We start from the raw sequence: 19,604 nt of genomic DNA on the forward strand, positions 1-19,604 counted from the left end.
CCACCCAGCGTGACAGCGCCGGGCGGCCGGGAACAGCCGACAGACAGGTACGACCGCGAACGCGAAGGGTCACGAAACCCGCAGCAGCGCCCCGATGCGTTTCGCGACCTCGCCCGCTCGCTCCTGCGGCAACATGTGCCCAGCACCGGGGAAACGGACAAACTCCGCGTCCGGCAGCTCGTCCGCGATCACTTTCGCGTGCGGCAGCGGGCAAAGCCGGTCCTTCTCCCCCGCCAGCACCACAGACGGCGTACCGCGCAGGGTCGCCAGCGCGACGCGGCGGTCGTGCGTCGAAATCGCGTCCTGGAACGCGCCGAGGCTCGCCGGATGCGCGCACAACAGCTGATCCGCGACCAGCCGCAGGTCCGCGCGGCGCGGATGCTCCCCGAACACGAGGAACCGCGCGCCCGAACGCACCATCGCCGGGCTCAACGGCAGCCGCTCGCCCTTGCGGTGCGACAACGCTTTCGCCAGCCTGCGCTCGAACCGCGCGGAGAACTGGCCCGCCATTCCGGGCAGCCCCAACGTGATCCGGTCCATCTGCCCCGAGGACGTCGCCACGAACGCCGCGCCGACCACCCGGTCCCGGACCAGTTCCGGATGCCGTTCGGCCAGCGCCATCATGGTCATGCCGCCCATCGAATGCCCGGCGAGCACCAGCGGACCCGACGGCACGCGCGCGGCGATCAGTTCGGCCAGATCGTCGGCCAGCCGCGGAATCGTGCCGGTTTCCTTGGTCGCGGGCGCGGAACCGCCGTGCCCGCGCAGGTCGTAGCGCAGCGTCCGGACGCCGGGGCCGAGGTGGTCCATGACGCCGTCCCACGTGCGGTGGTCCTGCGTCCAGCCGTGCACCAGCACGAGCGTCACCGCGGCGTCGGCCGGACCGCTCAGTTCGACGTGCAGCGCACAGCCGTCGCTGGTCACGAACCGGTGCTCACGAGCCGGATTGCGCAGCCGTTCTACGGTAGTCATTTCGCCTCCGCGGGAAAAAGTACGTCGGCGGTAGTCATTTGCCCTCCGGCAACAGGAAAGACTTGCGCCAGAACGGTTTCCCTGGCAACCCGACCAGACCGGACTCCTGCAGGAACGGCATGATCTTCTCCCCCGCCCACGCGATCGTCGCGCGCCAGTGCGGGTTGTTCAGCGCCGTCTCGACGCCCTCGCGCGGCCGGATCCCGACCGCCTTGTAGACGTTCGGGTTGATGAACGCCCGCGTCACGAAGTACGAAATCAGCGCGATGCTGAACTGCTGGTAGGCGACCTCCGCGCGGCCGAGTTTCGCCATCCCGCGGGTGACTTCCTCGCGGGCGAAGGTGACGTGCCGCGCCTCCTCCAGCACGTGGATCCGGTTGACCATCCGGACCAGCGGCTGGATCTGGTCGTCGTTCATCTGCTCGCGCTGCAGCCGGTCGAGCACCTCCTCGGCCACCAGGATCGCGCCGTAGCGCGCCGGGCCGTAGGAGATGGTCGGCATCAGTTTCGCGAACTGCCGCAGCACCGGCACCGGGCCGTAGGTCGGGCAGCCGATCCGCGCGGACATCCGGGCGAACATCGTGGAGTGCCTGCACTCGTCGGCGATCTCGGTGAGCGCGAACTGCGCGTGCGCCGTCGTCGGGTCCTGTGCGTAGACCTCCTTGAGCAGCATCTGCATCAGGAGGATCTCGAACCACAGCCCGGTGGTCGCGATGCTGGCCATCTCGTGCTTGCCCAGCTCGATCCGCTGTTCCGGGCTCAGCCGGTCCCACAGCGGGGTGCCGTAAAGCGACGAGCGCTCCGGCAGGATGTACCTCTTGCCCTCGACCAGCGGCGCGTCCCAGTCGATGTCGACGTCCGGGTCGTAGAACTTGTTCGCCGCCGACTTCAGCAACCGCTGTGCCGTCGCCTCCCGGTCGGTCACCTTGAGCGTCCGCGTCATCATCAGCCCCTTCCAGCGCCTGACTCGCCGTTGAATCGAGAAGCCGCGTCCCGCCTGTTCCCCCGGGCTCTGTGCTCCAGAACATGTAACCCGTGGTAACAGTTACCTCTGGTAGCATGACCGCCGTGATCGAACGTGTCAAGCGCTCCAGCAAGCAGTCCGGCAAGCAGGCGGCCGACACCGAAACGAGCACCGGGGACGCGCGCCGCGATCGCTGGCGCAAGCACCGCATCGCCCGTCGCGCGGAGTTCGTCGAAGCGGCCCTGCGCGCGCTCGACGCGCACGGTCCAGACCTCGGCATGGAGGACGTCGCCGCGGAAGCGGGCGTCACGAAACCCGTGCTGTACCGGCATTTCGAGGACAAGGCCGACCTGTACGTCGCACTCGGCCAGCGCGGCACGGAGATCCTTTTCGAACGGCTGATCCCGGCGATCAACGCGGAACTCGCGCCGGTGCCGCGGATCCGGATGGCGCTCGACGCGTTCTTCGGCGTCATCGAAGAGCACCCGAACCTGTACCGCTTGCTGGCACACGGCGGACTGCCGGGCAAAACCACCGATTCGGACGTCGTCGCGGAGGACAAGGAGGTCATCGCGACCGCGCTGACCGCGCTCCTGGGCGACTACATGCGGATGTTCAACATGGACTCCGGCGCGGCCGAACCGTGGGCGCACGGGATCGTCGGCATGGTCCAGAGCACCGGCGAATGGTGGCTGGACCGGCGTTCGATGGGCCGCGATTCGGTGGTCGAGTACCTCACCCAGATCATCTGGGCGGCGATCGACGGGCTCACCCGCCAGCAAGGCGTGGTGATCGACCCGAACCTGCCGCTCGAGGAGAACAAGGTCGTCCAGCTCGGACGCACCGAGAACGACACCGCCGCCGGCGACGAGGCCGGCTGACGAGAGGACCCCGGATGAGCGACGAAGACGGCTACACGGGCTCGGCGACGCTGGTCGTCGACGGCACGGAAATCGCCGCGGACCTCGATCTGCGCGGCTATTTCCAGCCGATCGACGGGTACTACCACTGGTACGGCCGCGTCGCCGCGAACCCGAAGCTGGCCGAGGCGGTCGGCGGGCGCAAGAAGGCCTGCGAGGTGCGGGTCGGCGAGCACACGGCCGAGGGCGAGCTGTCCGATCCGGATCCGTGGGGCCGCTACCGGCTCACCGGCACGTCCACGCCCCCGTTCTCAGTCCCGAAAACGCTGGCCGAGGTCGAAGAAGCAACAGCCTGACCACGAAAAAGGCCGCTCCGGAAGCTGTGCTCCGGAGCGGCCTTTCGCGTGTACGGCTGAATCAGTCGCCGACGCCGAACCCGACCTTGCGGACGTCGGACGGGGCGATCTCGACGTACGCGATGCGGTCGGACGGGACCAGGTACTTGCGGCCCTTCTCGTCGTTGAGGCGGAAGAGCCCGTCACCGGCCGTCAGCGCCTCGGCGACCAGCTTCTCCACCTCTTCGGGAGTCTGGCCACTGGACACCACCAGCTCGCGCGGCGTGTCCTTGATGCCGATCTTGACCTCCACGTGGGACCTCCGCTGGAAACTCGTTGTGACTACGCCCGGCAAGGCTAACCGAAGCGGGCCGCCGCGGTGGCGCGCGACCAGCAGGTGATTCGCGACCACTCGCTCAGCCCAGCCCCAGCGCCTGCATGCGCTTGGTGTGCCCTTGCTGCAACCGGCGGAACAGCGCGCCGATTCCCGCGAGATCGCCGGACCCGGCGACGATCAGTTCGGCCAGGCCATCGCGCTCGGCCACCACGTACTGGGCCTGGGTGAGCGCCTCGCCGAGCAGCCGGCGGCCCCACAGCGCGAGCTTGTCGCGGGCCTTCGGATCAGCCTTGATCCCGGCGGCGACTTCGCGCTCGGCGAACGCGGAGTGCCCGGTGTCGGCGAGCACGGTCAGCACCAGGTCCTTGGTCTCCGGATCGAGCCAGTTCGCGATCTCGCGGTAGAGATCGGCCGCGAGCCCGTCCCCGACATACGCCTTGACCAGCGACTCCAGCCACGACTTCGGCCGGGTGGAGCCGTGCCAGGCGTCCACTTGCGACACGAACGGGGCCATCGCGTCCTCGACCGCGACGCCGTTCGCCGCGAGATGCTTCGTCAGCAGGTCGAGGTGCCCGATCTCGGCGGCCGCCATCGAGGCGAGCGCGGCGCGGCCGGCCAGCGTCGGCGCGCTGCGGGCGTCCTCGGCCATCCGGTCGAACGCGGACAGTTCGAGGTAGGCGATCACGCCGAGCAGGTCGACGACGCCTTCGCTGATCGCGGGCGGGGAAGTTGCGGGCGCGGCTTCGGCGGGGTCGGTCACGGCGACGAGGGTATCGCCGAACCGCAGGCCCGCGCCGCGAAGAGACCGATCCCACGCCGCGCCGCCCGCTCCCGGTATTCCCCGGAAAACACCTGACCAGGTACAGTGGGGTCGGATAAACAGAGCTTCGCCGCGCCGGACCGCCCTTTTTCGAGGGCCCCGACAGCGGCGGGAACCAGGCGAACGGCCGGTGCCACCAGGGCGGCCGGGGTTCGCCGCAAGTGTGCGTGCACGCCTCCTAGCGGCATTCCCGGGAGGGCGGCTCCGGCGCCACAGGCCTCCGCAGACGAGGCCGCGGCGTGAGTCAGGCCCCCGGTCGAGTGTCGAGTGACAACCGGCCTGTGCGCGCTGGTCACGAGAGAGGCGATCACCCTGACCGCAGAACAGTCCACAACCGAACAGACCGAAACCGCGCAGGCCACCGCCGCTGTCGCTCTCGAGCACAGCGAAAACGGACCGGCCGCGCTGGACACGTCGCACCCGCTGCAGGCCGGTGCACCGGTGACCGAAGAGGCGCCGACGTTCGAGTCCTTCGGTGTGAAGCCGGAAATCGTCAAAGCGCTCGCGGAAGCGGGCATCGTGCACACGTTCGCCATCCAGGCGCTCACCCTGCCGCTCGCCATGGCCGGCGACGACCTCATCGGCCAGGCCCGCACCGGCATGGGCAAGACGCTGGGCTTCGGCGTCCCGCTGCTGCACCGCGTGCAGGTGCCCGGTGACGGCACCCCGCAGGTGCTGGTCGTGGTGCCGACGCGCGAGCTGTGCATCCAGGTCGCGAACGACCTGAAGGGCGCCGGGAAGCACCTCGGCATCCGCACGCTGGCGATCTACGGCGGGCGGCCGTACGAGCCGCAGATCGAGGCGCTGCGCAAGGGCGTCGACGTCGTCATCGGCACGCCGGGACGGCTTCTCGACCTCGCCGAGCAGCAGCACCTGGTGCTGGGCAAGATCCGCGGGCTCGTCCTGGACGAGGCCGACGAGATGCTGGACCTCGGCTTCCTGCCGGACATCGAGCGGATCCTCCGGATGGTGCCGGACGAGCGGCAGACGATGCTGTTCTCCGCCACGATGCCGGGCCCGATCATCACGCTCGCGCGGACGTTCCTGAACCAGCCCACGCACATCCGGGCCGAGGAGAACGACGCGGGCGCGATCCACGAGCGCACCTCGCAGTTCGTCTACCGGGCGCACTCGATGGACAAGACGGAGCTGATCGCGCGGGCGCTGCAGGCCGAGGGCCGCGGGCTCACGATGATCTTCAGCCGCACCAAGCGCACCGCGCAGAAGATCGCCGACGACCTGGTGGAACGCGGTTTCGCCGCGGCCGCGGTGCACGGCGACCTCGGCCAGGGCGCCCGCGAGCAGGCACTGCGCGCGTTCCGCTCGGGCAAGGTCGACGTCCTGGTCGCCACGGACGTCGCGGCGCGCGGCATCGACATCGACGACGTCACGCACGTGATCAACTACCAGTGCCCGGAGGACGAGAAGACCTACGTGCACCGCATCGGCCGCACCGGCCGCGCGGGCCGCACCGGCGTCGCGGTCACGCTCGTCGACTGGGACGAGGAACCGCGCTGGAAGCTGATCTCGGACACGCTGAACCTCGACCTGGCAGAGCCGGTGGAGACGTACTCGTCGTCGCCGCACCTGTACAGCGACCTGGGCATTCCGGAGGGCACGAAGGGCCGCCTGCCGCTGTCGAAGCGCACGCGAGCCGGCCTGTCCGCCGAGAAGGAAGAGGACCTGGGCGGCAAACGCCGAGGCCGTCGCGGTGGTAATGGTCCTTCCTCGCCCGCCGCGGAAGAGGAAGCCCCGCGCAAGCGCAACCGCGCCCCGCGCAAACGAACCCGAGGCGGCGCCCGCTCCGCCGCGGCCATCGAAGCCGCCGACGCCGCGTCGACTGCCTCGGACCAGCAGGAAGACCGCCCCCGGACCCGCCGCCGCACCCGCTCGGGAGCAGACGCGACCGGCCCGGCGACCTCCGCGGGCAACGCCACCCCCGCGACGACGTCCGACTCCGGAGAAACCGGAGACCGCCCGGCACGCCGCCGCCGTCGCCGTCGTCCGTCCGCATCTGATACACCTGCGTCGGCAGACTGAGCGACACACCGGGAGTCAGTTACGTGAACGACCACGGGAACGGCACCGACGAAACGCCCCCCGAACCCGGATCGAACGTAGCGGGCACTCCCGCGAATCCCGACGAACGCCCCCGGCCGGATAATCCGGCCGGGGAGCACGTCCCGGACGAGAGCCCTGCTGGGGCGGGCGGGGCGCCTTCCGCTGAGCGGGGCGTTTCGTTGTCTGGGGATTCCGCTGTTGCGGGCTCTGGTTCTGGTGGGGACGCTTCGGGGTCGCCTTCCGGGGACTCGGCCGCTTCCGCTGCCGACGGTGCTTCCGCTGCAGCAGAGGAGCCGTTTGCGGGCTCTACCGGGGCGGCTTCGGGTGCTGCTGGACGCGCTTCCGCGTCGACTGCTCCTGGCTCGCAGCCTGGAGACTTCGCGCGTGATGCCGACGAAGCTCCCGCCGAACCCCACCGGCCCTCCAGCACCGCCGGAAACACTCCCGCAGCACCGGCCGCTCCCGGCACACAGCCCGGAGACACCGCCGCACACGCCGCCAACGAAGCTCCCGCCGAACCCCAATGGCTCTCCAGCACCGCCGGGAACGCTTCCGCGGCATCAGCCGCTCCTGGTTCGCAGGCCGGAGACTCCTCCGAGGAAGCTCCCGCTGAACCCCGCAGGTCCTCTGCAGTCTCCAGCGCTGCCGGAAACACTCCCGCAGCATCAGCCGTTTCTGGCTCGCAGCCCGGAGACTCCGCCGCGCACGCCGCCGACGAAGCTCCCGCCGAACCCCACCGGCCCTCTGCGGCCTCCCGCGCGGCCGGAGACACCCCCGCCGCGCCAGGCCCACAAACCGGCCAGCCGATCGAGCCTGCGCACGAAAAGGCTTCCCCCGCAGGTGCCCACGCCGCGATCCCCCCGGTCACCCCCGAGGAGCAAACCGGCCCGATCGCGCGCGTCACCGACGAACCCGCCGGGGTCAGCAGCACCTCCGCCGAGTCCTACGGTTCCGAAAACCTTCTCCCCCGCCAGCCTGCCGCCGCGGATTCCGTTGCGCCGCCGGGGAAAGCCCGTCGCTCGCCGTGGAATCGGGGGCGGGACCGGGTGATCGCGGGGGCGATCGTGGTCGTGGTCGCGGTAGTCACCGCGATCGTCGCCGTGAACAGCGACAATCTGCACACCAGCCGCGCGCTCGCGGATCCGCCGCATGCCCTCCCCGCGCCGCCGACTTCCGTGCCTGGGTCGATGACACAGCTGTGGCAGGCCCCGAGTTCCGCGACGCCGATCCCGATCGGACAGTCCGACTCCGTCGTGACCGCGGACGGCAGCGAGGTCGCCGGCCGCGATCCGCTCACCGGGCAGATCCGCTGGCACTACACCCGCAAAAATCTGCAACTGTGCACTGTGGACACCGCATGGGGCCGGGTGAACGCGGTGTACCACAAGTCCATGGGCTGCAGCGAGGTCACGCAGCTCGACCCCGCCACCGGCCGCATCACCGCTCAGCGCAACGGCGACGCCGAGCTGGGCACCCGCCTGATCAACGACGGCAGCCACGTCACGACGACCGGCAAACATCTCCTCGACACGTGGCGCGACGATCTCGTGAAGAGCATGGAGTACGGCAAAGTCCCCTTCCTGCAAAACGCGAACAAACAACCCCGCCCCAACTGCACTTACGGCACGGTAGCAGCGGGCGCCGACAAAATCGGCGTGATCGAACGCTGCCCCGGCGATCGCACGGACCGCCTGACCGTCTACAAGGCGACCGCCGAGCACGAAGACGAACCGAAGGTCACCTACACCGCCCTGCTGGCCGGCAAGCGGGCCCGGGTCATCGCGATGTCGGGCGACCTCACCGGAGTGCTGCTACCCGACCAGAAGCTGTACGTCGTGTACGGCGCGGACGGTTCGCAAAAAGCCGCCTACCCCATGGATCTCCCCGATGCGGACACCGCAAACGACCCAGTCGGCGGCACCGAGGCGACGACCCGCACCGCTGCGGGGATCTACTGGTACACCGGCTCCAAAACCGTTGCCCTGTCCCGAGACGACCTGTCCCCGCGCTGGACCTTGGACGGCACGCTCGGCCCGGGAATCACCTTCGCGACCCAGTTGGTCGTGCCCATCCGCGGCGGCCTGGCCGTGCTGAACGAAATGAACGGCGCAACGCTGCGCACAGTCGGCATCGACCGCGGTGCCTACACAGGCCCAGTCCGCCTCACCGCACTAGGCCCGGTACTGCTGGAACAACGCGGCCCGACCGTCGCCGCCCTGCGCTGACTTCGCTCAGAACCACCACAACAGACTGAACGCAACTCCCGCGACGACCAGCACCCCGGCCCCCGCCCCGACCGCCACTTTCCCGACGCGACGGTCGGCAATCCGTTGCAGCACAAGCGCAATCACCGCGGCGACGGGATGCCCGACCAGCTTGAGCGGACCTGGCCCGGGTGCTCCGTTGACGAGGCACAACACGCCGACCACGAGCACGCCGAGGGCCAGGACCGCCAGCCCCGCGGCGACCGACCCGGTGAACCCTCGCCACCACCGCCCACGCGGCTTGCGTGACGACTCATGGCGCTCGGGTGCCGCCTTGACTGGCGCTTCGTCTTCCCTGGTCGCGCGGTCTGACAGCGCCGAATCATGGATAACCGCATCCTCGCCAGGCACAAGACCATCGGCGGCGGTCGAGTCATGGATAACCTCGAACCCGGCGCTGTCCTCCGCCGCTGAACTCCGCGACGCCATCGCAGCGCGCTTCGCCTCAGAACCAGTCAGAGCAGCGTCCTCCGCCACAACACCGCTGCCCCATGCCGCACTATCGCTTCCACCATGCGACATCGCGGCACCGCGCGTGTCCGCGCGGCCGTTCCCCGCCGTGCTGACCGCATGCGAGCTGGCGTCCTTGACACGACGACCGTCACGAACCCCGCCAGATCCCGCGGCAAGATTCGTCGACACAGCAGCAGAATCCTTCCTTGCTACGCCGTGAACCGACCCGTCGCCCGCGACTCCACGGCCCCGGCCAGCGTCGCGACCATGCGCAGCACCAGCCCCGCCGCGGGACGGTTTTTCGATGTCCGGTGACGCCACGATCCTCGGGTCCAATCCACGTCTCGGGAAACCCCCTACGGCGCAAGCAAATCCCACGGTTGCGCGGCAGGGGCGGTCTGCTGTCCCGCCACGCAGCTCGGGCGGAAGTCGCACCATGCGCAGCGGCGGTCGGGGCGGGCGGGGAACAACGTGTCTCCGTCGCCGCCTGTGTCAAGGGTATCTGCTGCCAACCGCAAATCCCCCGCGGTCTCCTCGGCGCGTTCCAGGTGCCGCTTCAAGGTTTCCGGCGTGTGTTCCGCCGCGGCGATCGTGCCGGACGGCAAATGGTGCAGCTCGACCTTCGTGCACGGCATGCGCAACGTGCGGGTGGCCGCCACGGCGTACATCGCCAGCGCTTGCGACGCGCGGGCCTCGTGTTCGTCCGGGGCTCGGCGGCCGGTTTTGTAGTCCACGATCACCAGTTCGCCGCCGCGCTGGTCGATCCGGTCGGCTCGGCCTTCGATGATCATCGTCGGGCGGCCGCCGGTGGTGCTGACCGGGGCGGACACCCAGCGTTCAAGGCCGACCGGGTCGTCGCTGACGTCGTTGTCCTCCACGTACTCCGCGACCCAGCCCTTCGCGCGCGCACGGTAGCGCGCGGCCTGGTCGTCGTCGGCGAAACCGGCGTCTTTCCAGTGCTCGGCCACCAGCGCGATCCCGCGCTGCGGCGTCCGTTTCGCCACTGGCAGGTCGAAAAGCGCCCGCAACGCGTTGTGCACCACCGCGCCCAGCGTGCTGTGCGCCCACGGCCCGGTGCGCTGCGGTGTCGGCCGGTCGAGATAAGCCAGCCGGTACCGGCGCGGGCAATCGTCAAAGGTGCTCAGCCGTGCGGGCGAGACCTTGGTAAGCCGTTGCGGTTGCTCGACGCCGAAGTCGAACCCCATCTGTTCTTTCACGCCGCCCCCTTCCATCGACGCCCACGCTACGCACCACCACCGACACTTTCCGGCGTGGGCTAGCCGCCCGCGATGAAGCCCTGCACGGAGTTCGCGACCAGCTCGACGGCGATCGCGGCGAGCAGCAGGCCGGCGATCTTCGCCAGCAGCGTGATGCCGCTTTCCTTGATCAGCCGGATGACCACGCCGGAGAACCGCATGCACGTGTACAGCACGAAATGCACGGTTACGATCGCGAGCGCCAGCGCGATGTACGCGCCGAGGTGCCCGTCGGCCTGCCGGACGAACACGATGGTCGCCGCGATCGCGCCCGGACCGGCCAGCAGGGGCGTGCCGAGCGGGACGAGGGCGACGTTGACGTCCTCGGCCGCCTCGGGCTCGTTGCTGCCCGCGTTGCTGGTGAGCAATTGCAGCGCGATCAGCAACAGCAGCAAACCGCCCGCGCCCTGCAGTGCCGGGATGCCGATGCCCAGATACGCCAGGATCGCCTGCCCTGCCACCGCGAACAGCGAGATGACCAGCAGCGACACCAGCACCGCCTGCCGGGCCGCTTTCACCCGCGTCGCCATCGGCTTGCGGCCGACCAGGCTCAGGAACACCGGCACGGTGCCCGGCGGGTCCATGATCACGACGAGGGTGATCGTCGCGCTCATGAAGAGCTTCGCGTCGAAGAAATCCGAGACGGCCATCTCAGCCTTTCACCACTTGGAAGCCGGTCGCCCGCCCCACCAATTCCTCCAGCTGGTCCGGTTCGGTCGTCTCCTGGCCGAGCCCGATGGTCTTGTTCGTGCCGTGGTAATCGCTGGACCCGGTGCGGACCAGGCCCAGCTCGTCGGCCAGTTCCCGGGTGCGCACCCGGGTGGCCGGATCGTGGTTGGGATGGTTGACCTCGACGCCGGTCAGCCCGCGCGCCGCCAGGTCACGCAGGGTGTCCTCGCTGATCGTCGCGCCGCGGCTGAAGGCGAAGGGGTGCGCGATCACGGTAACCCCGCCTGCCGCGGTCACCATGTCGATCGCGTCCTCGACCGGGGTGTCGCGGCGCGCGACGTAATAGCCGCGACGGCTGTGCAGATAGTCGCTGAACGCCTCGTCGACGGAGCTGACCAGCCCGGCGCGGACGAGCGCCTGCGCGAGGTGCGGCCGCCCCGCGGGCGAGTCCGCCGGCAGCAGGCCCAGGATTTCGTCGGCGTCGACCGGGAGGCCGTCGGCGGCCATCCGCTCGGCCATCCGCCGCAACCGGGTGCGCCGTTCGATCCGCAGCCGCGTCTGTTCCGCGACGATCGCGGGCGCGGCCGGGTCGAAGAGGTACGCGAGCAGGTGCACGCTGATTTCGTAGCCGGTGTCCGGGTCGATCGAGACCGTCGACAGTTCCGCGCCCGGCACCAGCGTCAGGCCGGCGGGCAGGGCCTCGGCGGCCGGTTCCCAGCCCGCGGTGGTGTCGTGGTCGGTGATCGCGACGACGTCGAGACCGGCACGCGCGGCAGCGCCGACGAGCTCGGCAGGGCTGTCGGTACCGTCGGAGGCCGTGGAGTGGGCGTGCAGGTCGATGCGCATCGGACCCATTCTCGACGATGCGCTGCGTCACCTCGGCACCGGGACCAGGGCCGACGCGCCCGGAGGTCAGCCGACCGGCTTCTTGCCCCGCGCCGCGCGCTGCGCCTTGATCATCGAGAACCGTTCGGCCTGCTTCTGCTTGTCGCCGAACACGAGCTCGGAGATCGTGTCGTAGAACTCCTCGGGCCGCGGCAGGTAGTCGATCCGGTTCAGCGCCTGGATCTGGCCCGCCGATTCGACGACCATCGTGCCGTAGCCCAGCATCCGGCCCCAGGCCGAACGCTGGTAGGTGAGGTCGGTGACCTTGCTGATCGGCATCATCAGCACCTTGGTGGTGAAGACGCCGGTGGTCATCACGAACCGTTTGTCGGTGACGACCAGCCGTTCGACCCACCACTCGATGATCACGTAGGCGAACCGCAGCACCACCGCCAGCGCGACGTACCAGAGGATGTTCTGCACCACCCACAGCGAGGGCGGCAGCAGATACGACACCAGCACGCACACGATCAGCAGCGCGGCTGCCTCGAACGTGTCCCAGAGGAGCACCGCCCAGTGGCGGCGGATCCGGATGACCCGCCGCTCGGTGTCGAGAAGGTACTCGTCAGGGTCGCGTGGCGCGAACATGGTTCGAGGGTATCCCCTGTCGTCAGTGGAAGATGTTGCTGACGAACGTGATCACCGATTCGGCCGAGCTGCGGAGGAAGTCCACAATGTTGCTGACAAGACCAGCAGCATGGCCCGGCTGAGCGATCACGAAGAACAGCACCAACGCGATACCCACGAGTCCCGCAAGCTTCTTCGCGTTCACAGCGATCAATCCCGTCTCTTCCATGACACCCGGAAAACTGACTTTCTACGTTGTACCGCACTGACCACTCACGCGGGAGGAAAGTCCCGCGCATGGGTCAGCCAGGCGCTCGAAGTGTACCGTACGGCTACTCTCCGTGTACAGGTTCCCGAACGCTAGGGGGCGCGGCCGGGTTCGGCTACCTTCGTGGCATGGACGGCCTCGAGCGCTGCGTGGGCGGAATTGTGTTCGACGACCAGGGCAGACTCCTGCTCATCCGGCGCGCGAACGATCCGGGCAAAGGCCAGTGGTCGCTGCCCGGCGGCCGGGTGGAACCGGGCGAAACGGACCACGAAGCCGTGGTCCGGGAGCTCCGCGAGGAGACCGGGCTCGACGTGAGACCGCACACACTGGCCGGCTCGGTCGTCCGCGGCAACTACGACATCCACGACTACGAATGCACGTGGACCGGCGGAATCCTCACCGCCGGCGACGACGCCACCGACGCGCGGTGGGTCAACTCGGCCGAACTGGTCAATCTGGACGAAGCGGGCCACCTGGTGGACCAGTTGCTCATAACGCTGCGTGACTGGAATGAGTGGCCCGCCGCGTAATCCGGAGCGGTTATTTCCGTATTGCCTCCGGCGGCGTCCGCGATTGCGAACGCATTGCGGAGTTGTCGGAAAGTTTCCCCATCGTTCAAGCATCCGCGATGAGCACGGAAAATGCGCGGAACGCGTATTCGATATCGCCGGACACGCATCAGTCCGGCGGCGCGGGCGCGTGCGGGACAGTGTGACTGATGGGGTGAATGTGACACACGTTACTCACGGCGCCCGAGCGATGCCGAGCGGCACCGAGCGACGTCGTGCGCGGCGATCACGGTTCCAGCCGCGGTCGCCGCGCACGAATCAGCTCACGGCAGCCAGGTCATCCGCTGCCCGTGCGGCGCCGTCCTGGCCAGCGCGCGGGCCTCGGGTTCCCCGCCGACCCAGCTCGTCAGCCCCAGCACCGCCATCGCGGGCTCGCCGGTGGCCGAGCTGTCCGAGGACAGGTCGTCCCGGCCGGGCATGACGGTCTCCAGCCCGGCCCGGTAGAACTCCTGGCTCACCCACCACACCGGCCGTTCCGACGACAATCGCGCCAGCTCGGCCACGAAGTCCGCCCGCCGGTCCCCGAGATACGCCAGCGCGTGACTCGTCAGCACCACCAGCGGCAGTTCCTCGGGCAGGCGCGACGCCGCCGAGGCCAGGTCGTCCACCGCGTCCCCGGCGATCAGCTCCGGCGCGTGCTTCCGCTGTTCCGCGGCAGCCGTGCGCAGCAGCCGGATCCGGTCGACCTGGTCGGCCCAGACGCACGCCTCCAGCCACGCCAGTTCGTCCTCGTCCGAGAGGTCCACCGGTGCCCGGTCCAGGCCCGCTCGGGCCGCCACAGCGACCTTCTTCGGCAGCTTGGGCAGCTTCGCACCAGGCGCGACGTCGATCGCGCAGTGCAGCCCGACAGCGGCCTTCGCCGGACCCGCCGCGAGCTGTTCGCCGCCGTCGCACTGGTAGCGGTAGCCGAACCGGTCGAGCCCCAGCAGCAACCCCGCGCTGCAGCCGACCTCGAGCAGCGCGATCTTGCCGCCCGCTTCCTTCGCCGCCGCCGTGACCGCCGGGTACAGCAGCGCGGCGCGGCGCACCTCGTTCGTCTGCGTGTAGCGGGTCGAGATGATCTCGCGGGCCTGGTCCGCGCGTTCCAGGAGGAACGAGCGGAACAACGGCCACGTCTCGCCGTCGACGCCGTCGAAACCGCCGACTGACGGGTAGTACCGCGACAGCGGATGGATCGGATCCGCCTGCACCAGCCGGTGCGCGGCGGCGAACAGCAAGGTCCCGCGCGCTTCGCCGCCGCGAGCGTCGGTCAGCAGCGCGGCGACGTCGTCGTCCTCGGCCGCGTGCGTGGCGAGGTGGTCATACAGCGGCGAAACCCCGCGCGCCTCCACCTCGGCGAACTTGCGCAGCGTCTGCTTGATCTTCTCCAGGGCGATGGCCACCCGTGCTCCCCTTCGGCGGATCGATCACTCGTGCGGCGTCGGACGGCCGGGCTGCTCCCCGCCGCGGGTGTCGCCGTAGGACCGCTTCGGCACCATCACTTTGCGCCGGAAAATGCACACGATGGTGCCGTCCTGTTTGTACCCTCGCGTCTCGACGTACACCACTCCCCGGTCGTCCTTGGACTTCGACGGGGTCTTGTCGAGCACCTCGGTCTCGCCGTAGATCGTGTCGCCGTGGAACGTCGGCTTGACGTGCTTGAGCGATTCGACCTCGAGGTTCGCGATGGCCTTCCCGGACACGTCGGGCACCGACATGCCGAGCAGCAGCGAGTAGATGTAGTTGCCGACCACGACGTTCTTGCCGAAATCGGTCGTCTCGCCCGCGTAGTGCGCGTCCAGGTGCAGCGGGTGGTGGTTCATCGTGATCAGGCAGAACAGATGGTCGTCGTATTCGGTGACGGTCTTGCCGGGCCAGTGCTTGTAGACCGCGCCGACCTCGAACTCCTCGTAATACCGGCCGAATTGCACGCTTGCGCCTCCTGTCCGGGTAACACCTGCCGAACCAGGTGCGACACGTATCCGTGGTGAGGAGTACCCTCGACCATCGGTGATCGCGCGTCAACGCGACCCCTGCCACTTCGCACGCCCTGGCGTGTCCCGGCCGAAAGGAGGTGAGGAACCGCTCATGAGCAGTGGTGATAGTCCGCTCCCTAGTAGTACGTGCGTTCCCGCCTCGCCGGCCGGCCTTCTCCCTTCCTGGTAGCCCGCGTCCGGGAACTCACGGTGCCGCCGGACGGACCCCCGCAGTCCGCCTGGCCGTCGTCTTCGTGCTTCACGACGCCTGCCCAGGAGAACCCATGCCTGCCATTCCCTCGCTAGGCGGCCTTCGCGGCCGCGGCAACAACCGGGCCAAGGCCAATCTCGACCGGCCGATCCCGGTGCCGCTGTCGGCCTATGTCGTCGATTGCGCGGTGTATGTCGACGGCAAGCGGCTGCCCGGGCGCTGGACGCACGCCGAGGCGATCCGCGAGGTGCGCAAGCGCCACGCGGGTTTCGTCTGGATCGGCTTGCACGAGCCCGATTCCGACCAGATCCAGGGCATCGCGGACACCTTCGGCCTGCACGAACTGGCGGTCGAGGACGCGCTGGAGGCGCATCAGCGGCCGAAGCTGGAGCGCTACGACGACACGCTGTTCCTGGTGCTCAAGACAGTCCGCTACGTCGAGCACCAGTCGCCGACCACGGCGAACGAGATCGTGGAAACCGGCGAGCTGATGGTGTTCCTCGGCCGCGATTTCGTGATCACCGTCCGGCACGGGAACCACTCCGGGCTCGCCCGGCTGCGCCGCGACCTCGACGACGACCCGGAGCGGCTCGCCCTCGGCGCGGCGGCGGTCGTGCACGCCATCGCCGACCACGTGGTCGACCACTACCTGGAGGTCACCAGCCGGATCGAGGCGGACATCGACGAGATCGAGGCGCAGGTGTTCGCGCCGCGTTCGTCGGTGAGCGCCGAGCAGATCTACCTGATGAAGCGGGAAGTGCTCGAACTGCGGCGCGCGGTGGTCCCGCTCGCCACGCCGGTGTCGCGGCTCGCCGAGGGCTACACGCGGCTGGTGCCCGACGAGGTCCGCTCGTATTTCCGCGACGTCGCCGACCACCTCGCCACCGTGTCCGAACGCGTGGCGGCGTTCGACGAACTGCTCAGCACCCTGGTCGACGCGACCGTCGCGAAGATCTCGCTGCAGCAGAACACCGACATGCGCAAGATCACCGCGTGGGCGGCGATCATCACGGTGCCCACGATGGTCGCGGGCATCTACGGCATGAACTTCGACTACATGCCCGAACTGCACTGGCAGTTCGGCTATCCGATCGTGGTCACGATCATTCTCGCGATCTGTCTGCTGCTGTACCGAATATTCCGGAAGAACGGCTGGCTGTAGCCGCCCTCGCGGTCCCCTTTTCTTCCCCCGGTCGCAGGAGGTTTGTCTCGTCATGTCCCGGTTGCTGTCCAACCTCAAGTTCTGGGCTCTCGCCCTCTGCCTCGTCTGGATCGTCGGCATCGTCGCGATGATCGCGCTCAACCCCGGGTTCGCGCACGGCATGAAGTGACGCCGCGTGCGCCGTAACCTTGGCGCATGCCGAAAGCGCTGGTGGTGGCCGACGAGGCCGACGAGCGGCTGTGGACCTCCGCGGTCCGCTCGCTGCGGGTCGACCTCGTCGTCGCCGCCGGCGATCTGCCGTTCGCGTATCTCGAGTTCCTCGCCGGCATGCTCGACGTGCCGTGCGTGTTCGTCCCCGGCAATCACGATCCGGACCTGAGCGGCTTCACCCGCTACGGCGGACTGTCCATGAAGGACGGTTTCCCGACCGAATGGCCGGGCCCGGCAGGCGGGATCAACGCCGACGGCCGGATCGTCGACGTCGCCGGGCTCCGCATCGCCGGGCTCGGCGGTTCGATCCGCTACCGCGACGGCCCGAATCAATGGACGCAGCGGCAGCAGGCGCGCCGGGCCCGGCGGCTGGAGCGCCGGTTCCGCTGGCGGAAATGGCGCGACGGCAACGGAATCGACATCCTGCTGACGCATTCGCCGCCGCGGCATCTCGGCGACCGCGAAGACCCGCCGCACCAAGGTTTCACCTGTCTGCACCGAACGATCGACACCCTGCGGCCGCAGTGGCTGCTGCACGGACACATCCACCCGCACGGCGAACCGGTGCCCGATCGCGTGGCAGGCCGTACCCGGATCCGCAATGTGGTGGGCTATCAGGTGATGGAGTTCCCGCGATGACCCGACCGACCGGTTTCCCGCGTGCCGACGCCGAAAACGACTTCCTGCGCGCCCGCCGCAGGCAGGTGCTGTCGCGGCTTTCCACGTGGCTGCGCCGCGAACCCGACGACGTCAACATCATGCTGCCGTTCCACGAAGTGGTGCAGGCGCTCGGTTACGTCAGCGAGACGCGGATCGGGACGCGAGTGATCACTTTGGACTCGATCGTCGGCACCGTCGACCGGAGCCGCGATTTCGACCGCCGCTTCCGCCCGACGTCCGCCCGCGTCCGGCAACGCTGGGAACGGCTCGCACTGGCCGCCCGGCGCGGCGAAGCGATCCCGCCGATCGAGGTGTACCGGATCGGCGAGCTGCACTTCATCATCGACGGCCATCACCGGGTTTCGGTCGCGCTGGCGCAAGGACTGTCCACAATAGAAGCTTCGGTGACGGTCGTGCGCACCAAACTGGACCCGAGCGGCATCCGGTATCGCGGCGACCTGATCGTGAAGGACTACCGGCGGCTGTTCCTGGAACGAGTCCCGCTGTCCGGACACGCCCGCGCGTCGGTGCTGATGACGGATCCGTGGAACTACGCGCAACTCGGCGAGCACGTCGAAGCGTGGGGTTTCCGGCTCATGCAGGACGAAGGCCGGTTCACCGACCGCGCGACCGTCGCGCAACGCTGGTTCGACGAGGAATTCACGCCGGTGGTGGCGATGCTGCGGCAAGCGGATCTGATCGGCGACCGCACCGAGGCCGAGGCATACCTGTGGGTCGCGTGCGAGCGGTACCGGCTGATCCGGACGCATCGCTGGGACGAGGAGGTCATCGAGACGCTGCGCTCCCAGCGGTGACTTGTCAGGCCACCCCTGACGTGTCAGGATGATCCTGACACCAGGAGGTTGCTGATGACTTCGTACTGCTCGTTCTGCCTCAAACCGGCCGACGAGGTGGCCAAGCTGATCGCCGGCTCCGGCGTCTACATCTGCGACGGCTGCGTCGGATTGTGCGAACAGATCCTGGCCGGGAAACACGAGCCGGGAACGCCCGAGGTGACGCTGTGGGAGCGGAAGACGGACGAGGAGATCCTGGAGAGCATCCCGCGGATGGCGAAGGTCAGCGCGCAGACGGACGCGCGGATCCAGGAACAGGTGGACCTGCTGCGGAACCGCGGCGTGGCGTGGGCGCGGATCGGCGAGGCGCTCGGAGTGACACGGCAATCGGCCTGGGAGCGGTTTTCCGCCGAGCGGAAATGAGAAGGGCCCCCTCCCGTCTGGCGGCGGCAGGGGGCCGATCGAGCTCGATGGTCTGCTCAGTCGTTGGGGATGATGGCCCAGAGGATCAGGTACGCGACGAACTGCGGCCCCGGCAGCAGGCACGACAGCAGCGCGAGCACCCGGACCTTGCCCGGCGTGGTCCCGAAGCGGCGGGCGAGCCCGGCGCAGACGCCGCCGATCATGCGCCCCTCCCGCGGCCGGCTCAACCGGCGAGTGACAGGTGCGGTCATCGTCTTCCCCTCCCGTTTGGGTTCGTACCTCTATGTCACCACGTCCGGCGTCCGGGCACATCGCTCCGGGGGACGATCTGGACCCCTAAGGGGTTGGGGCGCGGCGGTGGGGAGAAGTCGGGGTCGGGGCGGGAACTCGCAGGTCAGGATCCGGCCGCGAGCCATGCGTCGCTGACGCAGCCCTCCTCGTAGGCCCACGAACCGTCCGCCCGGCCCTCCTGCAGCGCACGCTTCGCCTCGGCGAGGTTCGCTCCCGGCGGGACCGTGAACCCGACCATGCCGAATTGGCTGAACTGTTCGCCCTCGAAGCCGAACGGGGCGAAATGGTCGATCGCCCGGCCGAGGTCGCCGCCGAACGGGCCGTCCGCCCAGACGATCATCCGAATGGTGCAGTTCCCGGACCATTCCACCCGTTCGACCGGCCGGAGCACCCCCTCCTCGTCCCGCTCGACGCGGAAGACGTCGCCTTCGGCGGCGCCCCGGGCGAACCACGGAATGCTGGCCAGGCGGACGTGATCCGGTCCGAGCGGGACCGCCCACAGCCCTTCCCTGCTCACCGGCGGCCAGTCGTCGCCCTCGGAAGGGAGTTCGAACACCACCTTGACGTGGGTCGGCTGATCAAGGTCGGCGGATTGTTCAGGCACCGCCGTATCCCGCC

Annotated in this window: 23 protein-coding genes; 9 read left to right on the forward strand and 14 right to left on the reverse strand. The window is 69.0% G+C overall.

Translation table 11 applies throughout. The features are described 5' to 3' along the window. Positions 1 to 69 precede the first annotated feature (69 nt). Entirely contained in the window at positions 70 to 972 is a 903-nt protein-coding gene (locus tag FKO37_RS44555; protein WP_037815858.1) for an alpha/beta fold hydrolase, read from the reverse strand. A gap of 34 nt (positions 973 to 1,006) precedes the next feature. Next, the gene (locus FKO37_RS44560; RefSeq protein ID WP_037816391.1) at positions 1,007 to 1,915 is read right to left on the reverse strand and encodes a diiron oxygenase; all 909 of its coding nucleotides are present in this window, start codon (positions 1,913 to 1,915) and stop codon (positions 1,007 to 1,009) included. A gap of 116 nt (positions 1,916 to 2,031) precedes the next feature. Between FKO37_RS44560 and FKO37_RS44565 the strand changes: the two genes are divergently transcribed. Together FKO37_RS44565 and FKO37_RS44570 are read left to right on the forward strand one after the other, a co-directional pair. Then, positions 2,032 to 2,817, forward strand: coding sequence for a TetR/AcrR family transcriptional regulator (locus FKO37_RS44565; protein WP_037815860.1), 786 nt, complete (start codon positions 2,032 to 2,034; stop codon positions 2,815 to 2,817). Positions 2,818 to 2,831: 14 nt separating this feature from the next. Further along, positions 2,832 to 3,152: a DUF4873 domain-containing protein gene (locus FKO37_RS44570; protein WP_037815862.1), complete on the forward strand. Its 321-nt coding sequence runs from the start codon at positions 2,832 to 2,834 to the stop codon at positions 3,150 to 3,152. Positions 3,153 to 3,213: 61 nt separating this feature from the next. On the opposite strand, the gene FKO37_RS44575 is transcribed toward FKO37_RS44570, so the two are convergent. Together FKO37_RS44575 and FKO37_RS44580 are read right to left on the reverse strand one after the other, a co-directional pair. Next, positions 3,214 to 3,444, reverse strand: a complete 231-nt coding sequence (locus FKO37_RS44575) for a DUF3107 domain-containing protein (RefSeq protein WP_009072973.1) — start codon at positions 3,442 to 3,444, stop codon at positions 3,214 to 3,216. A gap of 103 nt (positions 3,445 to 3,547) precedes the next feature. Next, positions 3,548 to 4,228, reverse strand: coding sequence for a ferritin-like fold-containing protein (locus tag FKO37_RS44580; RefSeq protein WP_199817816.1), 681 nt, complete (start codon positions 4,226 to 4,228; stop codon positions 3,548 to 3,550). Positions 4,229 to 4,729: 501 nt separating this feature from the next. On the opposite strand from FKO37_RS44580, the gene FKO37_RS44585 reads away from it, so the two are divergent. Then, the gene (locus FKO37_RS44585) at positions 4,730 to 6,328 is read left to right on the forward strand and encodes a DEAD/DEAH box helicase (protein ID WP_037816393.1); all 1,599 of its coding nucleotides are present in this window, start codon (positions 4,730 to 4,732) and stop codon (positions 6,326 to 6,328) included. A gap of 911 nt (positions 6,329 to 7,239) precedes the next feature. Beyond that, entirely contained in the window at positions 7,240 to 8,574 is a 1,335-nt protein-coding gene (locus FKO37_RS44590; protein WP_374204488.1) for a hypothetical protein, read from the forward strand. A gap of 6 nt (positions 8,575 to 8,580) precedes the next feature. Here the strand turns inward: FKO37_RS44590 and FKO37_RS44595 are convergent, their stop codons facing one another. The 6 genes from FKO37_RS44595 to FKO37_RS44620 form a co-directional block, all read right to left on the reverse strand. Then, positions 8,581 to 9,090, reverse strand: a complete 510-nt coding sequence (locus FKO37_RS44595; RefSeq protein WP_238608503.1) for a hypothetical protein — start codon at positions 9,088 to 9,090, stop codon at positions 8,581 to 8,583. A gap of 332 nt (positions 9,091 to 9,422) precedes the next feature. Beyond that, positions 9,423 to 10,271: a PD-(D/E)XK nuclease family protein gene (locus FKO37_RS44600; protein ID WP_238608662.1), complete on the reverse strand. Its 849-nt coding sequence runs from the start codon at positions 10,269 to 10,271 to the stop codon at positions 9,423 to 9,425. Positions 10,272 to 10,342: 71 nt separating this feature from the next. Further along, complete coding sequence (locus tag FKO37_RS44605; RefSeq protein ID WP_009072963.1) at positions 10,343 to 10,972, reverse strand: MarC family protein; 630 nt, start codon at positions 10,970 to 10,972, stop codon at positions 10,343 to 10,345. Between the two features lies 1 nt (position 10,973). Beyond that, positions 10,974 to 11,837, reverse strand: a complete 864-nt coding sequence (locus tag FKO37_RS44610) for a PHP domain-containing protein (protein ID WP_199817818.1) — start codon at positions 11,835 to 11,837, stop codon at positions 10,974 to 10,976. Between the two features lie 66 nt (positions 11,838 to 11,903). Continuing rightward, entirely contained in the window at positions 11,904 to 12,464 is a 561-nt protein-coding gene (locus tag FKO37_RS44615) for a PH domain-containing protein (RefSeq protein WP_037353298.1), read from the reverse strand. Between the two features lie 22 nt (positions 12,465 to 12,486). After that, a complete protein-coding gene (locus tag FKO37_RS44620) occupies positions 12,487 to 12,672 on the reverse strand; it encodes a hypothetical protein (RefSeq protein WP_037815868.1) in 186 nt (61 codons plus the stop codon). Between the two features lie 167 nt (positions 12,673 to 12,839). On the opposite strand from FKO37_RS44620, the gene FKO37_RS44625 reads away from it, so the two are divergent. Further along, positions 12,840 to 13,241, forward strand: a complete 402-nt coding sequence (locus FKO37_RS44625) for an NUDIX hydrolase (RefSeq protein ID WP_037815870.1) — start codon at positions 12,840 to 12,842, stop codon at positions 13,239 to 13,241. A 302-nt stretch (positions 13,242 to 13,543) separates the two neighbouring features. Here the strand turns inward: FKO37_RS44625 and FKO37_RS44630 are convergent, their stop codons facing one another. Together FKO37_RS44630 and FKO37_RS44635 are read right to left on the reverse strand one after the other, a co-directional pair. Continuing rightward, positions 13,544 to 14,656 carry a DUF2332 domain-containing protein gene (locus tag FKO37_RS44630; RefSeq protein WP_134668984.1) on the reverse strand — a complete coding sequence of 371 codons (1,113 nt, stop codon included), beginning with the start codon at positions 14,654 to 14,656 and terminating at the stop codon, positions 13,544 to 13,546. Positions 14,657 to 14,686: 30 nt separating this feature from the next. Continuing rightward, a complete protein-coding gene (locus FKO37_RS44635; RefSeq protein ID WP_037815874.1) occupies positions 14,687 to 15,190 on the reverse strand; it encodes a MaoC family dehydratase in 504 nt (167 codons plus the stop codon). A 329-nt stretch (positions 15,191 to 15,519) separates the two neighbouring features. On the opposite strand from FKO37_RS44635, the gene corA reads away from it, so the two are divergent. The 4 genes from corA to FKO37_RS44655 all read left to right on the forward strand — a co-directional run bounded on the left by corA (position 15,520) and on the right by FKO37_RS44655 (position 18,695). Further along, positions 15,520 to 16,608 (forward strand): magnesium/cobalt transporter CorA, encoded by a 1,089-nt coding sequence (gene corA / locus FKO37_RS44640; RefSeq protein ID WP_037815877.1) that lies wholly within the window; start codon positions 15,520 to 15,522, stop codon positions 16,606 to 16,608. 195 nt (positions 16,609 to 16,803) lie between these two features. Further along, positions 16,804 to 17,457, forward strand: coding sequence for a metallophosphoesterase (locus tag FKO37_RS44645; protein ID WP_043836938.1), 654 nt, complete (start codon positions 16,804 to 16,806; stop codon positions 17,455 to 17,457). Beyond that, on the forward strand, positions 17,454 to 18,293 hold the full coding sequence (locus tag FKO37_RS44650; RefSeq protein ID WP_238608504.1) for a DUF4032 domain-containing protein: 840 nt from the start codon (positions 17,454 to 17,456) through the stop codon (positions 18,291 to 18,293). The genes FKO37_RS44645 and FKO37_RS44650 overlap by 4 nt, the downstream gene beginning before the upstream one ends. 54 nt (positions 18,294 to 18,347) lie before the next feature. Then, positions 18,348 to 18,695 carry a ClpX C4-type zinc finger protein gene (locus tag FKO37_RS44655; protein ID WP_037815884.1) on the forward strand — a complete coding sequence of 116 codons (348 nt, stop codon included), beginning with the start codon at positions 18,348 to 18,350 and terminating at the stop codon, positions 18,693 to 18,695. 56 nt (positions 18,696 to 18,751) lie between these two features. Here FKO37_RS44655 and FKO37_RS44660 read toward each other — a convergent pair whose 3' ends face one another. Both FKO37_RS44660 and FKO37_RS44665 read right to left on the reverse strand, forming a co-directional pair. Then, positions 18,752 to 18,946, reverse strand: a complete 195-nt coding sequence (locus tag FKO37_RS44660; RefSeq protein ID WP_051172855.1) for a PspC domain-containing protein — start codon at positions 18,944 to 18,946, stop codon at positions 18,752 to 18,754. A 143-nt stretch (positions 18,947 to 19,089) separates the two neighbouring features. After that, positions 19,090 to 19,590, reverse strand: coding sequence for a DUF4265 domain-containing protein (locus FKO37_RS44665; protein ID WP_238608505.1), 501 nt, complete (start codon positions 19,588 to 19,590; stop codon positions 19,090 to 19,092). Positions 19,591 to 19,604 lie beyond the last annotated feature (14 nt).

Source organism: Amycolatopsis sp. Poz14 (assembly GCF_006704225.1).
Taxonomy (GTDB): Bacteria; Actinomycetota; Actinomycetes; order Mycobacteriales; family Pseudonocardiaceae; genus Amycolatopsis; species Amycolatopsis nivea.

Excerpts from the sequence above, each read along its gene's own strand:
- FKO37_RS44655 (WP_037815884.1), top strand. The coding sequence starts at position 18,348 with ATGACTTCGTACTGCTCGTTCTGCCTCAAACCGGCCGACGAGGTGGCC.
- FKO37_RS44570 (WP_037815862.1), top strand. The coding sequence starts at position 2,832 with ATGAGCGACGAAGACGGCTACACGGGCTCGGCGACGCTGGTCGTCGAC.
- FKO37_RS44625 (WP_037815870.1), top strand. The coding sequence starts at position 12,840 with ATGGACGGCCTCGAGCGCTGCGTGGGCGGAATTGTGTTCGACGACCAG.
- corA (WP_037815877.1), top strand. The coding sequence starts at position 15,520 with ATGCCTGCCATTCCCTCGCTAGGCGGCCTTCGCGGCCGCGGCAACAAC.
- FKO37_RS44600 (WP_238608662.1), bottom strand. The coding sequence starts at position 10,271 with ATGGGGTTCGACTTCGGCGTCGAGCAACCGCAACGGCTTACCAAGGTC.
- FKO37_RS44555 (WP_037815858.1), bottom strand. The coding sequence starts at position 972 with ATGACTACCGTAGAACGGCTGCGCAATCCGGCTCGTGAGCACCGGTTC.
- FKO37_RS44660 (WP_051172855.1), bottom strand. The coding sequence starts at position 18,946 with ATGACCGCACCTGTCACTCGCCGGTTGAGCCGGCCGCGGGAGGGGCGC.
- FKO37_RS44620 (WP_037815868.1), bottom strand. The coding sequence starts at position 12,672 with ATGGAAGAGACGGGATTGATCGCTGTGAACGCGAAGAAGCTTGCGGGA.
- FKO37_RS44565 (WP_037815860.1), top strand. The coding sequence starts at position 2,032 with ATGACCGCCGTGATCGAACGTGTCAAGCGCTCCAGCAAGCAGTCCGGC.
- FKO37_RS44645 (WP_043836938.1), top strand. The coding sequence starts at position 16,804 with ATGCCGAAAGCGCTGGTGGTGGCCGACGAGGCCGACGAGCGGCTGTGG.
- FKO37_RS44605 (WP_009072963.1), bottom strand. The coding sequence starts at position 10,972 with ATGGCCGTCTCGGATTTCTTCGACGCGAAGCTCTTCATGAGCGCGACG.
- FKO37_RS44610 (WP_199817818.1), bottom strand. The coding sequence starts at position 11,837 with ATGCGCATCGACCTGCACGCCCACTCCACGGCCTCCGACGGTACCGAC.
- FKO37_RS44560 (WP_037816391.1), bottom strand. The coding sequence starts at position 1,915 with ATGACGCGGACGCTCAAGGTGACCGACCGGGAGGCGACGGCACAGCGG.
- FKO37_RS44650 (WP_238608504.1), top strand. The coding sequence starts at position 17,454 with ATGACCCGACCGACCGGTTTCCCGCGTGCCGACGCCGAAAACGACTTC.
- FKO37_RS44615 (WP_037353298.1), bottom strand. The coding sequence starts at position 12,464 with ATGTTCGCGCCACGCGACCCTGACGAGTACCTTCTCGACACCGAGCGG.